At 67.1% G+C, this 13,561-nt stretch carries 13 protein-coding genes and 1 pseudogene; 6 read left to right on the top strand and 8 right to left on the bottom strand.

All coding sequences use genetic code 11. The features are described 5' to 3' along the window. Positions 1-33: 33 nt before the first annotated feature. The 3 genes from IQ216_RS05535 to IQ216_RS05525 all read right to left on the bottom strand — a co-directional run bounded on the left by IQ216_RS05535 (position 34) and on the right by IQ216_RS05525 (position 2,110). Positions 34-414, bottom strand: a complete 381-nt coding sequence (locus tag IQ216_RS05535; protein WP_193814679.1) for a hypothetical protein — start codon at positions 412-414, stop codon at positions 34-36. A 163-nt stretch (positions 415-577) separates the two neighbouring features. Beyond that, complete coding sequence (locus IQ216_RS05530) at positions 578-1,786, bottom strand: FAD-dependent monooxygenase (RefSeq protein WP_370566620.1); 1,209 nt, start codon at positions 1,784-1,786, stop codon at positions 578-580. A gap of 81 nt (positions 1,787-1,867) precedes the next feature. Next, positions 1,868-2,110, bottom strand: a complete 243-nt coding sequence (locus IQ216_RS05525; protein WP_193814677.1) for a hypothetical protein — start codon at positions 2,108-2,110, stop codon at positions 1,868-1,870. Positions 2,111-2,386: 276 nt separating this feature from the next. Between IQ216_RS05525 and IQ216_RS05520 the strand changes: the two genes are divergently transcribed. The 4 genes from IQ216_RS05520 to IQ216_RS05505 all read left to right on the top strand — a co-directional run bounded on the left by IQ216_RS05520 (position 2,387) and on the right by IQ216_RS05505 (position 6,554). Further along, positions 2,387-4,345 carry a recombinase family protein gene (locus IQ216_RS05520; RefSeq protein ID WP_193814676.1) on the top strand — a complete coding sequence of 653 codons (1,959 nt, stop codon included), beginning with the start codon at positions 2,387-2,389 and terminating at the stop codon, positions 4,343-4,345. Positions 4,346-4,816: 471 nt separating this feature from the next. After that, positions 4,817-5,437 (top strand): recombinase family protein, encoded by a 621-nt coding sequence (locus IQ216_RS05515; protein WP_193814675.1) that lies wholly within the window; start codon positions 4,817-4,819, stop codon positions 5,435-5,437. Between the two features lie 102 nt (positions 5,438-5,539). Continuing rightward, positions 5,540-5,707, top strand: a complete 168-nt coding sequence (locus IQ216_RS05510) for a hypothetical protein (RefSeq protein ID WP_193814674.1) — start codon at positions 5,540-5,542, stop codon at positions 5,705-5,707. Positions 5,708-5,981: 274 nt separating this feature from the next. Beyond that, positions 5,982-6,554 carry a hypothetical protein gene (locus IQ216_RS05505; protein ID WP_193814673.1) on the top strand — a complete coding sequence of 191 codons (573 nt, stop codon included), beginning with the start codon at positions 5,982-5,984 and terminating at the stop codon, positions 6,552-6,554. Positions 6,555-7,106: 552 nt separating this feature from the next. Here IQ216_RS05505 and IQ216_RS05500 read toward each other — a convergent pair. The 4 genes from IQ216_RS05500 to IQ216_RS05485 all read right to left on the bottom strand — a co-directional run bounded on the left by IQ216_RS05500 (position 7,107) and on the right by IQ216_RS05485 (position 12,335). Continuing rightward, a complete protein-coding gene (locus IQ216_RS05500) occupies positions 7,107-9,860 on the bottom strand; it encodes a VapE domain-containing protein (RefSeq protein WP_193814672.1) in 2,754 nt (917 codons plus the stop codon). Continuing rightward, positions 9,860-11,461: an ATP-dependent RecD-like DNA helicase gene (locus IQ216_RS05495; protein ID WP_228007176.1), complete on the bottom strand. Its 1,602-nt coding sequence runs from the start codon at positions 11,459-11,461 to the stop codon at positions 9,860-9,862. The genes IQ216_RS05500 and IQ216_RS05495 overlap by 1 nt, the downstream gene beginning before the upstream one ends. Positions 11,462-11,465: 4 nt before the next feature. Then, entirely contained in the window at positions 11,466-11,765 is a 300-nt protein-coding gene (locus IQ216_RS05490) for a hypothetical protein (RefSeq protein ID WP_193814670.1), read from the bottom strand. 429 nt (positions 11,766-12,194) lie between these two features. Continuing rightward, a complete protein-coding gene (locus IQ216_RS05485; RefSeq protein WP_193814669.1) occupies positions 12,195-12,335 on the bottom strand; it encodes a hypothetical protein in 141 nt (46 codons plus the stop codon). A 64-nt stretch (positions 12,336-12,399) separates the two neighbouring features. Here IQ216_RS05485 and IQ216_RS05480 point away from each other — a divergent pair, with 64 nt between their 5' ends. Together IQ216_RS05480 and IQ216_RS05475 are read left to right on the top strand one after the other, a co-directional pair. Next, entirely contained in the window at positions 12,400-12,753 is a 354-nt protein-coding gene (locus IQ216_RS05480) for a hypothetical protein (RefSeq protein WP_193814668.1), read from the top strand. A 60-nt stretch (positions 12,754-12,813) separates the two neighbouring features. Beyond that, positions 12,814-12,981: a hypothetical protein gene (locus tag IQ216_RS05475; protein ID WP_193814667.1), complete on the top strand. Its 168-nt coding sequence runs from the start codon at positions 12,814-12,816 to the stop codon at positions 12,979-12,981. A gap of 267 nt (positions 12,982-13,248) precedes the next feature. Here IQ216_RS05475 and IQ216_RS05470 read toward each other — a convergent pair. Next, positions 13,249-13,561, bottom strand: a pseudogene (locus IQ216_RS05470) (sigma factor); the annotation flags it as partial.

Genomic DNA, 13,561 nt, shown 5'->3' with positions numbered 1-13,561 from the left:
CTTTAGGCCCGCTCCCCACGGCTGTCTGATTGTTCAGGAGCCCGGCACGAGGCCGAATCCCCGGCCAGGAGCCTGGGGCCTGGACGGCGGGCTGGTGGTCCGCAGAGGCTGGCTCAGCTGCCGGCAGAACCGAATCATGTCGGTGGCTTCGCCGATCAGCCGCTCGCGGCGTTGAAAGTCGTTGCGGGGCACCACCACCGCGTCCTGGCTGATCTGCCAGAGCGCGTCCTTGCAGTTGCCGCTCAGCCTCGGATGGTCGAGCAGGGGATCGGCGGTGCTGCGGGCCTGATCACAGTCGGGGGCGAGGTTGTCGCGGCCGCAGGCGATCGTGTCCAGCTGCAGTTGGCGCAGCAGCTCCTGGCTGGGGTAGTCAGGGTCGCGAGCCCTGACAGGGCCCTGGAACAGGACGGTCAAGGCAAGCGCGGCAAGGGCGGGAACCAGCAGCAGGTCATGGCGATTCATGGCAGGGCTGGCGGTGCCGTACGCCTCACCATCATTACGGTGGATCTCAGCCGCGGTTGATGGTCGGCTCGGCAGCTGTCCGTTCCGACTGGTGGCCACGCCCTCTGCGGAGCGATCAGCGGCCCAGGCTGGCCAGGTCGGTGATCCCCTGGCGCAGGGGTTGCTGGCTGCGCTGCCAGTGGTGGGCCAGTGGTGGCGCCAGCCAGCCTGAGCTCGCCTGCAACAGGCGGCGCAGGCCGCTCTGCCGCTGCAGCCAGAGGCCGCGGGCGGTCTCCTTGGCCTGCAGGTCTTGCAGGCCAAGGGTTTCGGGTTGCCGCAGCGCTTCGATGCGTGCCAGAACCGCATCGAGACTCCTGGCCGGCGCGGCGTGCTGGGCCGAGGCGCTGGCCAGGGCCTCCCCCAGCAGCTGGCCGGCCACCCAGGCATCCCGCAGCGCCAGGTTGATGCCCTGGGCCCGCACCGGACTCATCGGGTGGGCGGCATCCCCGAGCAACAGCAGGCCAGGGCACCACCACCGCTTCGCCAGGCCCACCTCCACCCGCAGCCGCATCGGTTCCGCCGGCTCGCCGGGCTGGGAACGCAGCGCGGCGGCCAGCTCGGGCGGGCTCTGGCGGGCCATGCGTTCCAGCCGCTGGCGCGGCGAGACGTGGGGCTCGGTGGCGCCGGCCTGCAGCACCCAGCCCAGCTGCAGGCCACCGCTGGCGGACACAAAGGCGCTGAAGATGCCCTCGGCGCCCACCATCGTGGTGAAATCGCCCGCCAGGGGATCGGGGCCGGCTTCCGGCAGGGCGAACCAGAGCACGTCGATCGGGCTGGCCCTGCGCCTGAGCTCCAGCCCCGCCGCCTCGCGCAGGCTCGACTGGCGCCCGTCGCAGGCCACCACCAGGCTGGCCGGCAGCTGCTCGCCCCCGGCCAGCTGCACGCCGCTGATCCGGCCGCACTGCTGCCGGATCAGTCCGCTCACCCGCTGGCCCAGCAGCACGCGGGCGTTGCCGAGGGCCCGCAGGCGGGCGATCACGGCAGCCAGCAGGGCCGGCTGGCTCACCAGGAGGCAGCCGGGCTGGCCTTCCCCCTCCATTGGCTCGGCCACCCGGAACAGGGGCCGGCCATCGAGACAGAAGCGCCAGCCCGCCAGGGCACGGTGGGGAAGAGCGTCCAGCTCCCGTGCCAGCCCCATCGCCTCGAGGGCCTCCAGGCCATGGGGCATCAGGGCTTCGCCGCGGAACTGGCGCTCCAGCCTGGTGGCCGCCTCCACCAGGGTCACCGGCACACCGCGCTGGGCCAGCAGCAGGGCCAGGCAGCTGCCCGCCGGTCCTGCCCCCACCACCACCACGCAGGGGCCGGTTGGGCAGGGGGCGGTGTCGGTTGTGGGCTCAGAGGAAGGCGGGGTCAGAGGAAAGTGGAATCAGAGKAAGGCGTTGTAGTTGCGGTTGGTGAGGCTCTCTCGCTCACTCTGACCCATCAGTTGGCTCTTTTTGGTGAGCAGGTAATCCACCAGCTCCTGTTGCACGTCCAGCAGTTCCTTCGTGCAGCCCCGGAATGCAGCCCGGTGGCGAATTTCGTCATGGCGGGTCTGAAGATCCCGCAACATCAGTTGGATCGCATCAAGGGTGGTCGATTCAGCCTTGGCGGCGGATCTTGAGTCCATCAGCAGTGGAGCCTGTCTAGCCAGATCGTACGGGGCCATCCTGGCCCAGCCGCTGCCGGCCCCGGCCACAGAGCCTCTGCTGGCGGTCGCGTTTGCGCTGCAGCCGAGCGGAGATGCTGAGTTCCGCCCCTTCCAGAGGCGATCGATTTCCCGAGTGAAATGGGCCGCCAGCTGGGGCGACTCCATGATCAACAGGGTTTCATCGTTCTGGTGGGCGGCACTGAGCAAGAGCGCACACTGCGGATAGTCTGAATCAGCACTCGCCGCGCTCCCCAGATGCCGCTCGCCTGGTCCTATTCGCGTGTGAGTCGGGGCACCCAGGCGGGCTCCGACCGTTCCGGCCTGGAGCGACAGGAGCAGGCGCTGCAGCACTGGCTGGCGGAGCATCCCGACTGGGAGCTGGCGGAGTCTCTGGTCGATCCAGGGGTGAGTGCGGGCGAGGGCAAGCACCGAACGACTGGGGCTCTCAGCCGCTTCCTGCAGGGCGCCCGCACCGGTGCCGTCCCGCCTGGTTCGTGCCTGGTGGTGGAGAGCATGTCCCGGTTCAGTCGCGAGGCGGAGCGCCAGGTGCTGGGCGTGCTGCTGTCGGATTTCTGGGCAGCGGGTCTGGCGATCGCCTTCTGCAGTGACGGAGGAGCCGTCCTCAATGCTGAGCTGATCGACCGTGAGCCGCACCGGCTCCATGGCCTGTTGGGTGCGATGGCCCAAGCGCGGAGGGAATGGGAAGAGAAGTCGCGCCGCAGCAAGGGCGCCGCCACGAAGCGTCACCAGCTGCAGGAGCAAGGCGCCAAGGTTGCGGCGGCCACGCCCTGGTGGATCGCCCGTGATGCCGACCGCCGGCTGGTGCGGGATGAGGYTGGGAGCATGCGGCTGGACCCGGCCTGCGCAGCCACCCTGCGCCGTGCGGTGGAGCTGGCGATGCAGGGCCTGGGTTCAACCCTGATCGCCCAGCAGCTCAACGACGAGGGCCATTCGCCCCCACCCACCCGTAACCGGCGGAACCAGTACGCCAGCCAGGCCGGCTCAGCCTGGAACCACAGCCGGGTGACGAATGCCCTGCGCTCCCCCGCCCTGGTGGGTGATCTCCACCGCCAGGACGGGGTGGTGATCGAGGGCTTCTACCCAGCGGTTCTGTCCCGTGCCCAGTGGGGGCAGCTCCGGGCTGCGATGGCCACCCGCGACACGCTGCGCGGCCAGCTGCGGGGTGGTTCCCAGCGGCTCTACTTCCTGTTCCAGACCATCTGCCGCTGCGTCTGCGGTGCCCCAATGAGCTACCACCGTCCAGGGAGGGGAGCCCGCGCCGACCATCCAGGTTGGGTGGGCTGCCGGACCTGCAACCGCCGTGACTCACCTGGCCTCGGCAGGGGGTATGTGCTCCGCGACCAGATGGAAGCTCACTGCCTCACACGGCTGGGCCAGGGCGCCTGGGCCGAACTGCTGGCTGATCCAGATGCCAGGCAGGAACGCCAACGCCTCGCCGAACAGGTCGCAGCATTGCGCCACCGGTTCGCCCAGTCCCAGGTACAGATGGAATCCATGGAGCGGCGCGCCTCTGACATCTGGGCGGAGGGTGCCGGCGAGGAACGCCTCGCCACCATCGAGCGGGCGATCACCCAGGGCCGCGACAAGTTGCACCAGCTCAAGCAGGAACTCTCGGAGCAATCTGCAGCCCTCCGCCACCTCGAGGCACGGCCCGATGAGGAAGAAGCCGGCCAGGAACTTGCCGCCAGGGTGACGGAGTTCTGGCGGCAACTTGATCAGGCCACACCAGAAGAACGCAGAGCCTTCAATCGCTGGTTGCTTCTACACCCCGCGAAGATCCGATTCGTCATCGACCCCCCGGAGCAACCTGGAGCTGATCGACTCGTTGCCCTGCACATTGGCGACCGATGTGCGGGCCATCAACCGCTCGCCGGGCACACACGCATGGTGGCCAAGGAACGGGGGCTTATCAATCCGCCCAGAGCACTCCAGTCCAGCAACGGAACATCCAAACTCCTGCTCCTTGGTGAACAACGACAAGAAACCCTCCTCGAGCTTCTGGACGACGGAACACTCCAGGACCAGACCGCGCTCTGGCTCTCTGGACCCTCCCTCCGCGGCCTCACCCGAGTGCTGGAGCAGCGCCTGCCCACCTGGCTGCAGCAGGAGGGGTACGACCTCACCCCCAGGCAGCTCCGGCGGTTCGCACTGCAGATGGCCGCACGTGAGCTCGGCCTGAGCAGCGGCACCTGAAGCATCGGCCACGCAGCACCTGCAGCCGTTCCCGAAAATGCTTCGTGGTCCCGCGGGGGCTTACTCACACCCCCTCGTTCCCGAATTACCCCGCGGGGGGCCTCTCTTGCGCGTGCTGGCGCTGGGCCGAATCCGAGCTGCTTGGGTTGATCCAGACCTGGCGCGGAAGGCCGCGGCCCAGGGCCTGCCTCGCCCGCACTGGCTGATCGGCACCCAGATCTGAGCCAGCCCAGCACCCGTGGCTGGGGCAGGGCAGCACCCGGTCGGGGGAGGCAGCCAGGTGCTCAGAAGGCCACGTCCACAACCGTTCGGTATTGGACCCGCCCAAAACACCCTGTTCAAAACGCTGCTGGGATGCCCACAACCCTGTCCCGAAACATTGGCGACCAGAACAGGGAGTGTTATGAATGTGGTGGGCCAGCGCAGCGCCAACTGCCTGACCCGTGACCGACCCATCTCGTGAATGGACCGATGACGAAGATTCTGACCAGGGCCGCCGCGCCCAGGCCCGCTGCTGCTGCCTCCCAGGGCCGCAGGGTGGGCTACGGCAGGGTGAGCACCGCCCACCAGACCGAAGCCCAGCAGCAGGCCCAGCTGGAGGCAGTCGGGTGCGATGCCATCCATACCGAGACGATCAGCTCGGGACGCAGGGAGCGCCCGGTGCTGGCCCAGGTGCTGGAGGAGCTGCAGCCAGGCGACACCCTGGTGATCTGCAAGCTGGAYCGCCTGGCCCGATCCTTGCAGGAGCTGCTGACCATCGCTGCCGACCTGGAGCAGCGCGGCATCCAGCTGCAGGTGCTCGACCAGGCCATCGACACGGCCACCCCAACCGGCCGGCTGCTGTTCCAGCTGCTAGGCGCCGTGGGGGAGTTTGAGCGCAGCCTGGCCATCGAGCGCACCCGCTCCAGCGTTGAGCACCGCCGCGCCACCGGAGGGAACCTGGGAGGCCGGCCTAGGGCCTACAACGACCAGCAGCAGGCCCTGGGCCGGCGGCTGCAGGAGGAAGGCCAGAGCGTCACGGCGATCGCCAGGGTGCTGGGCCTGCCCCGGGCCACAACCTCGCGGATGTTGCAGCGGCATGGGATCGGCTGACTTTCACCTGGATTCGCCAACGGCAACATCGCGAGCAATCCGTGATGCATGGTGGTCAGAACAACTGTTGGTGCCCAGCGTGGGAGCGCCGCCAGCATCCCCATGGACGACCGCCACGCCCGCCTGGCAGAACTGCGCCGGCAGCTTGCGGACTTGAGCGCCAAGGGCCGCAACACCGCACCTGGCTCACCCGAGCGGATGGCGGTGCTGGAGGAGTGGGCGCCAATCCATGAGCAGGTGCTGGCGCTGGCCGATGAGCTTGAGGTTTAGGGGGAGGGGCTCAGTCCCTTGTCCTTCTCCGCCCCCCCGGCGCTTAAGTCAACCGGACACTGCCGCCCATCACACCCTGCCTCCGAAGCGCAGCCAGCCGGGAGAAGGTCAGCGGCACCTGGAAAGCGCACATCGCCGAGCTCCTGCAGCAGGGCCTCAGCCACCACCAAGTCGCCTACGGACGGGGATGGCTGCAACCCACGGTGCGGAGAGCAGCTGAGGCGCATGTGGCGATGGCGGCTGGAAAGCAGCAAACTCTTGGGTGTGGCACTGCATGCCGCAGGATCTCGAATACACCCACATGCCAGAAACAAACTGGAAGCAATACCTGCAGCCAGCAGCAACACTGCTGGTTGCGATCTCTCTTGGCGCAATAGCCGTCGACCAGATCATGACCAGCTCTAGGCGTGAATCATGTGCCAAGGCTGCAGAGCAAGGATTTAAGAAAGTAAGCAAAGGAATTAGGTTCAACGACAGCACGGGTAAGTGGGAGAGCCATGACCCAGTCACTGGGGAGTTCCGCACAATTCCGACGCAGGAAGAGTTTGAAGAGCGTCAAAAAGAGTGGAAAGACAGTACCTACGAGGAGCGGAAAGAGAAGCGATTAAAGCGGAGCATCTCTGACAGTGGGCAGCAGAGGCAACAGTCTCGGGGGGCGACTACCAGGACTGGTTTTGTCGCCTACTGCAGGGCTTACCTCTCTCCCGAAGTGAAGGCGACTGAGTCAGGACAATCAGCTGTCAGGCTTCCTGACTCGATTGACGTGAACATCAACAGTTTCCCGGAAAATTCCCGCCAAGGCGGCCTCCCTGTCTATGTCGAAAACATGCAGTTCCGCCTGCCGTAGCCACCACCCCTTGTCCTCGACGATCATGCTCAGCTCTGGAGAAGGCGTCAGGCGCTCCTCTGCGCCTCCTCCGCTCGAATGCGGTCCAGCCAAGGTTTCACTTGCCTGACCGTGAGCCCTGGGAAGCCGCGCCGCTCCAGCTCCAGGGCCAGGGTGAACGCCGCTGCCTGGGGCTGTTCCTGGGCCAGCTCACGCAGCACTGAGAGCCACCGTGGCGCTCCTGCTGGGGCTGAGCAGCGGCTTGAGCCGTGCCCTGCCTGGCGGGTGCTGGAGCAGTGCCACGGTGCTGCGGCTGAACATCTTGCGGCTCCTCCCAGGGGTCGGGGGCGTCACGGAGCTGCGCACGGGGTAGCCCATCGAGGGTGCACCGCGATCGGGCATTGGCGTAACAACGCTGGCGACGGTGGTGACGGCTGCTGATGGTTCCAGCCCTTGGGCAGCGACACCATCCCGATCCAGCTGCGCACGACCACGCGCCACGGGCCCACCTCCCTGGGCGGCGCCACGCTGAAGTGTCCCGACTGCTGCGGCCTGGGTGCACCGCTCGCCATCTCAGGTGAACCCGCCATCGACCTGGACCGGCTCGGGACGGAACGATGGATCCAGGGGCGGCCAGTCGTCCCGGTCAGGAACAGACCAGGACGCCGCACCGAGGTCATCCGGGCCCGAACCCCCGGGCTGCCTGCTGGCCCATGCCAGCAACTCCTGGGCGGTGCGCGGTGGCCAGCTCGGGGCCGGTCCAGGGGCGCCGGTGGAGGTGCTCCTCCCTGCCGGGGCCTTCGCGGTGTGCCGACCCCGTGCCGACTGTGCCGCAGGGGTCGGCACGGTCACTTCGACTGCGCTGGAAGGGATCTCAGCGTCTGTGCCGACTGTGCCGACCTTTTTGGCAACTACGCAAGGGGGTTTCCCTTCCGAGTGGTGGTGGTCGTCGCTCTCCATCTCAGGCACGTTCTGTTCCGTATACCTCTCTTTTTGGTCGGCACGGTCGGCACAGTCCTTGAGATCTACTGCGCCCCAAGGGGAGTGACCGTGCCGACCTTCCGGCACACCATCGGCACAGGTCGGCACAGGGACGGACGGCTCGTCCAGGAAGGAGGTGCGTGCCGTCGCCTCGCACGCCTGGGCCTCGGCTGCCGCTGGAACAGGGAAGAAGCCGGCAACGGGGTTACGACCGCCGAACCGCCTGCGGCCCTTCTCCCACCGCCACTGACCACCGTGCGAGGTGAACTTGGCGGCGGTGATGGTGCGAGCAACTTCTCCGACCAGGTCGTCCCGCTCACGTTTGTTCCGGATGCCTGCCAAGTCCTCCTTCAGGGCCCGGTGGATCAGCTCCTGCTGGGAGATGCCGGGGAATCCCTCGGTGACAGGCAGGCTGTTGAGCGCATCGTGTAGCCGGGGCGCGAGGGGGCTCTCGAATGAAGCGCTCCAAGCCCGTTCCGCGAGCGCTTGCTCCACCGGGTGCCCAGGTGGGCAGTAGTTGGTCGCACCTGCCTTAGCCCAGGCCATGGCGGTGGCCCAGATGGAATCGTGGTTCTGGCAGATCCAGCCAGGGTCACAGCGGTGCCTCACCAGAGCGATCCAGAACCGCCGGACGCCGGTGGGGTCGTTGAGGATGCCGTGTTCCTCGTTGGTCGTCCCCCAGAGCACGCAGCGTCGGGGGTGCTCGGTCTTTTCCTTTTCGTTTTTGCGTGCCCACTGGTCAAAGCGACGCGTGATCATCCCCTTGATCTCCGAGCTGTGCTTGCCGCGCAGCATCCGATCGCATTCGTCAAAAACGAAATGCCAGCAGTGGGCCAGCCGGATGAGGAAGGGCCATCCCTCAAAGATGGGAACTGATGAATCGGAGTCCACCCACCCGCGCTGTGGCGCAAGGGCAGCAATAGCCTCAGATTTTCCGAAGCCTTGCCCGCCCGAAAGGATCAGCACCGCATCGTGCTTGTATCCGGGCTGGAGCCCCCGCTTCACAGCGCCGACCAGATGCCTTGCCAGAGCATCGAGGGAAACCTCGTCGCCAGCGTCGATGCCGAAAGCCTTGCCGATCTCCTGGATGGTGAGCAGACGCGTCTCGGTCCTGGCCGCGACGGTCTGCAGGTATCGCTCAATGGGGTTGAAGGGACTGCGGGAGCACAGATACCGGAGAACGCCCTCGGCGGTTCTGGGGTGAACCTCAAGGCGGTAGCGGTCTGCGAGGTACTGGTCGTAGGTGGGGATGAATCCAGCGGAGACGTGGCTGCCGTCGATGACGGGCAGGTCCAGCAGTTCGTCGTGCTCGAAGGTGTGGAGTTCGCTCAGAAACAGCTGGATCTCCCGCTTGGTCTTGGGTGGCTTGGGCTCCTCCCCCTGGGGCGCGACCTGCTGCGAGCGCTGGTGGTACTCGATCCGTGCCGCCAGCCCCGGGTCGGGCTGGCGGGGCTGGCCCAGGGCGCTGCGGACCGTGGCCCGGGCTTCCCGCTCTGGGATGGGCGGACTGCAGCGGGCGGCGAAATCGAGTGCCAGCGCCTCCGGGTTCCCGGTGGTGCCCAGGTTCGCCTGTGCGGCACCATCGGCCGCGGCCTGCAGCCCGATGGTGATGCGGAACAGGGCTTCATTCCTCCTGCCTTCGGCTGCTCCCTTCTGCCACAGGCTGGCCTGCTCGCGGGAGAGCAGTTGCTCCACTGGTACGCCTTTGGTGGCCGTCCCAGTGGCTGCTGGCCCCCGTGGGGTGGCCTGCTGGTGCTGAGGCCCCTGGGCTTGTCCCAGCAGCTCCAGCACCAGCGGCCAGAGGGGGTGGCCGGGCTCCAGGGCCTCGACCTGCTCCGGCCCGCCGCGCCAGGTGTAGGCGCCGCCGCTGGGGCGATGCTCACCAAGCACGATCGCCTGACCTGAGCGCCAGAACAAGTCGATCTGCTCGCGGTCTCCCGTGGACAGCTGGGCCTTGCCCTTGCCCAGGAGCGGCCAGTACTCCTGGGGCACCCGGTAGATGAGCTTCAACCGATCGGCGGCCGTGGTGCGCTGGATCTGCCAGGTGGGCGTGGTTTCGTGATCGACGCCACGCAGCTCCACGGCAGAGATGGCGCTCGCGCCGTCCAGGTCCAGTACCAGCAGCCCGCCAGCGTCAGGCCCTGGGCGGAGGCCGACCCCGCGCACGCAGTCGTTCATCGCCTGGATCTGCATAGGCGAGAAGCTGGCCTTCTGCCAGCGGGCCAGCGGTCTGCTGGTGTTGGGGTTGATCGGGGCCTTCCCGTCCTGCCCGGCGCCGACGGGGAGCAGGGGCAGACCTTCCAGCTCAGGGAGGCTGGCCCGCCAGTTGTTGATGTTGGAAGTCATCACTGCACCTCCTGGCCGAGGAGGACCGGCACCACGGCGATGGACCCCCAGGTGGTTCGGAAGGGCTGCTCTGGTTCAGGCCGCGGGTGCCCTGGTGGGTCGGCCAGGACGTGCAGTTCACGGCTGGCCCGCGTGATGCCGACGTAGGCCAGGCGGTTCAGCTCACCGGGGCTTGGGTTCCGGTCCAGATCGCTGGCGAGGAAAACCGTCTCGAACGTGCTGCCCTGAGCCTTGTGCACGGTGAGCCCCGACACTGGAGCGATCGCACCAAACAGCGTCCGGCGGTCCCAGTACAAGTTCCAAAGCAGTGCTGCAGCCTCCTTGCCGTGCTCATCCCTGGCCGCCCGTGCAGCCTTGGCGATTGCGTTGTTGGCCTTCCTCCAGGCGGTGCGCTGGTCGGGCTCCAGCACCGGGAACTCGACTCGTCGCCCGCTGCTCACAACCCTGGCGGCGACGCTCCAGAAGCACCAGGGCGGAGTCGGGTCACCACGCTTCGAGGCGCGCTTACCCAGCAACACCTCCCGCACTTCCGGCAGCTCATCACCATCCAGCTGGCCTTCCTCCTGCGCGGCAGAAAGCACGACCATCTCAGTGGTGCTGGCGACGACGGGAGTGCCTTCAGGGCCGTGGATGGCGCTGGCAGACACCACCAGTTCACCTTCCACGAAGGGCGGTGCCGAGGGGCCGTAGAGCCTGGTCCGCAGGTCAGCGTTGAATTTGCCGACGAGGTTATTGGTCCAGGCCAGCAACCGCGCTTGGTCCGGCCGTCCCGCCTGGATGGCCTGAACGCAAGCGGAGAGGGCCGCATCTCGCCATTGCCTGTAGCCCTCGTGCAAGATCACCGCGCTGTGGTCGTCGGCGGCGGCTTTCCAGGGGGGTCTGCCGCGGCCCAGCTCCCGGGTGGCGGTGGCTGCAGCAAGGATCGGTCCTTGGTGACGAACCACTTCTTCGAGCAGTGCGACAACAGGCGCGCGAAGGAGCGGGCTGTCACTGCTCTGGAGCACCGGTGCCAGCTGGGCTGGATCCCCGACCGCGACCAGCGTGGCTCCAGCCGGGAGGGCATCCAGCAGGAGCTCCGTGAGCTCGCCGCTGACCATGGAGGCCTCATCGACGAGCACCAGATGCGTCTCCTCACCGATGCGCCTGGGAGCGGAGCGATCCGCAACGAACCGCTCTGTCTCCTCAGCACGCTCCGGCCTGAGCCCCAGCGCTGAGTGCAGGGTGATCGGGACGATGCCGTCGATACCAGCAGCCGCGAGGGTCTGGGTCAGCTGGGCCGCGGCCTTGTGCGTCGGAGCAGCGACGACCAGGACATCGGACTGCCTGGACCACCCCCGGCGGCCGGCTTGGGGCTGCACTTCGTAATGCTCCAGGGCTGCCTGCAGCAGCTGGCCGACCAGGAAGGTCTTACCGGTGCCGGCGTAGCCCAGGAGCGCGGCACGTCCCCCTGGTCGGTGCCCGGTGAAGAAGGGGAGCAGCGTCTCCATTGCTGACGCCTGCCCATGGGTGAGCTCGGGAGCTGCGGCACAATGCTGGAGTGCTTTAGCTCCCTGGCCCCTCCAGCCGCTCGTAACGGCGGGGGGCTGTTCTCTTGTTTGCATGGTCTCAGCCCTCACCGGTGGAGAGGGAGAGGGAGCGGGCGACAGCTGATGCGTCTGCCACGGGGCCCGTGAACCAGGAACGGATCTTGGCGTTCGATTCGGTCAGGGCTTGTTTGAGCTCATCCGGGATACCGGGATGTGCAGTGATCAGGGCAACGATGCCTGCCCGGAACAAGGCTGATTCGCTGACACCAAGCTCTTTTGTTACGGCTTGGACGGCGGCGCGGAAGGACGGATTAGAGCGAACGTGGTGGACAACGTTGACTCTCCCCGTGCCGCCATGTTGAGAGGATGGATTTGCCATTAAATAAGAGCTTCATTGTTGTTTCGGGGTGATGACTCCCGTTGATAGAGGCCTGACCGAGTTCTCCGAGTCGCCAGCACGGAGCTGACTCCGGAACAAACGTAACACCACCATGGGTGGTGGAAGAGCACGCCTGGGCGTCCTACCCCTGCCACCACATATGGATCCGGGGGAGCCGCAGGGCCAGGCCCAAGTTGGCTCGGTGCCAGGAACATTCGGGACCTGGTGTTGAGCCCTCGCCCCAACTAGAAGTTCGCAGAATTGGAGGATCAGCCGGACGCCACGAACGAGGCAGGCGTCCGGTGTATCGCCAATGCCCCATCGCGCACCACAACGTCTATCCATMAAGTTCCGTTGATGGCCAGCTGAGCTCGGGGAGCCGTGGCTTGCGCACACGCATGATCAGCCCACCGCCCCGGCCCCTGAGCGTCACCTGAGCACCAGCCCCCTGAGCCTCGCCTGTTCACGGGCAGCGGGGGGCCTGAGCAGCAGCTGGGCGGCGTGGGCGCTGCGGGTGCTGGATGGTGCGGCGGCACGCCCAGCGGGACGGTGCAGGATGGCGGGTGCCATTGCGTGTCCTCGGACGCGGGGAGAATCCCGCCGCCGGTGTGCCGCCGACTGAGGAGGAGGGCTGATGGCCCCGACCGCCTACTACCCGATCCAGCGGCGGTGGCGGCGGCTTGGCCCGCTCTACCGCTCCCGCGAGACAGCCGCCATCTGGTGGCCAGAGCTGGAGGCTTACAGCGAGGGACGGGCCGAGGAGCACGGCTACCCCTACGAGCCGACGGCCTTCATCCCCGGCCTGCTTCCTGCCGACTACGACGCCTGCGACTGGCGCTGGAGCCACGGCCGCCGCGGCCCGCAGCCTACCTACTGGGGCTGGGTGTGCCACGGCGCCTGTCATTGGACGGCCAGCCTTCACTTATGGGCGGCCATGCAGGCTGAGTCCGATCGGCCCTGGCGCATCGTCACCAGCAGCAAGCACTAACCCGTCTGGGATGGAGCGGAGACGGTCTGGGACGGGAACTTTCTGGCCCTGGATCTGCCGGTGGCTGAGGCATGGGAGCTGGCGGCCCTGCAGGCAGATACCGAACACCTGCCTGTTGGTGAACCGATGCTGCATGTTCCATCAGTAGCGATCGAGGACCAGCTGGTGGCTTTGCTCAGGGAGATCAACGAGGAGGGGGCAATGACCATTCATCGCGCCCCGCAATGAGTGGGGATTCTGTAGCTAATCCCGCGAAGGTGTGCCGGGATAATGTTGTGGCTCACCCCACCGGGCAGTCAGTCTGCGCCCGTATTCTCGCGTACTGACCTGACTGTCCGGGGTCAGATTCCATGCACCGGAAAGAGCAGTGGCAGCGGCTGGCCGTGAACCCTGCCCAGCCGCTGCTCTGAGCATCACCGCCTGCTGCGGCTTGCTGCAGTCATAGCGCTGAGGAGCGGGCGCTGGGGTGCCCCTGCAGCAGTGTCTCGACTGTTCTCAAACTCCCGTGATGCAGCGGCGCAGATAGGACGCCGCCGGCTCGCCAGCTCTGCAGCGGGGAGCGGAGCGGACCAGGGCCTTACGGGCCACCTGGATCAGATCTTCCCACTCCACCAGTGGGAAGAAGCGCCGGGCAACTGCTGAGGCGATGGCATCGGCCAGTGGCAGGTGCTCCAGCACCAAGGCATCGCGCCCTGAGGGCAGAGAGCGGCTGAGGGTTTGGACTGAATGCTGTTTGCGGCGGGAGGGGGAAGTGGTGGAAGCCATCGGCGGGACGGCGGAGAACCCCACCCCCCCCTGCTGGTCGCAA

Origin of the sequence: Cyanobium sp. LEGE 06143 (assembly GCF_015207535.1) — a bacterium.
GTDB lineage: Bacteria > Cyanobacteriota > Cyanobacteriia > PCC-6307 > Cyanobiaceae > NIES-981.
This window is presented reverse-complemented; position numbering and strand designations above follow the sequence as displayed.

Bases quoted from the DNA above. Each gene is read 5' to 3' on its own strand.
- IQ216_RS05485 (WP_193814669.1), bottom strand. From the start codon at position 12,335: ATGGCACCCGCCATCCTGCACCGTCCCGCTGGGCGTGCCGCCGCACCA.
- IQ216_RS05510 (WP_193814674.1), top strand. From the start codon at position 5,540: ATGGACGACCGCCACGCCCGCCTGGCAGAACTGCGCCGGCAGCTTGCG.
- IQ216_RS05480 (WP_193814668.1), top strand. From the start codon at position 12,400: ATGGCCCCGACCGCCTACTACCCGATCCAGCGGCGGTGGCGGCGGCTT.
- IQ216_RS05500 (WP_193814672.1), bottom strand. From the start codon at position 9,860: ATGACTTCCAACATCAACAACTGGCGGGCCAGCCTCCCTGAGCTGGAA.
- IQ216_RS05490 (WP_193814670.1), bottom strand. From the start codon at position 11,765: ATGGCAAATCCATCCTCTCAACATGGCGGCACGGGGAGAGTCAACGTT.
- IQ216_RS05505 (WP_193814673.1), top strand. From the start codon at position 5,982: ATGCCGCAGGATCTCGAATACACCCACATGCCAGAAACAAACTGGAAG.
- IQ216_RS05495 (WP_228007176.1), bottom strand. From the start codon at position 11,461: ATGCAAACAAGAGAACAGCCCCCCGCCGTTACGAGCGGCTGGAGGGGC.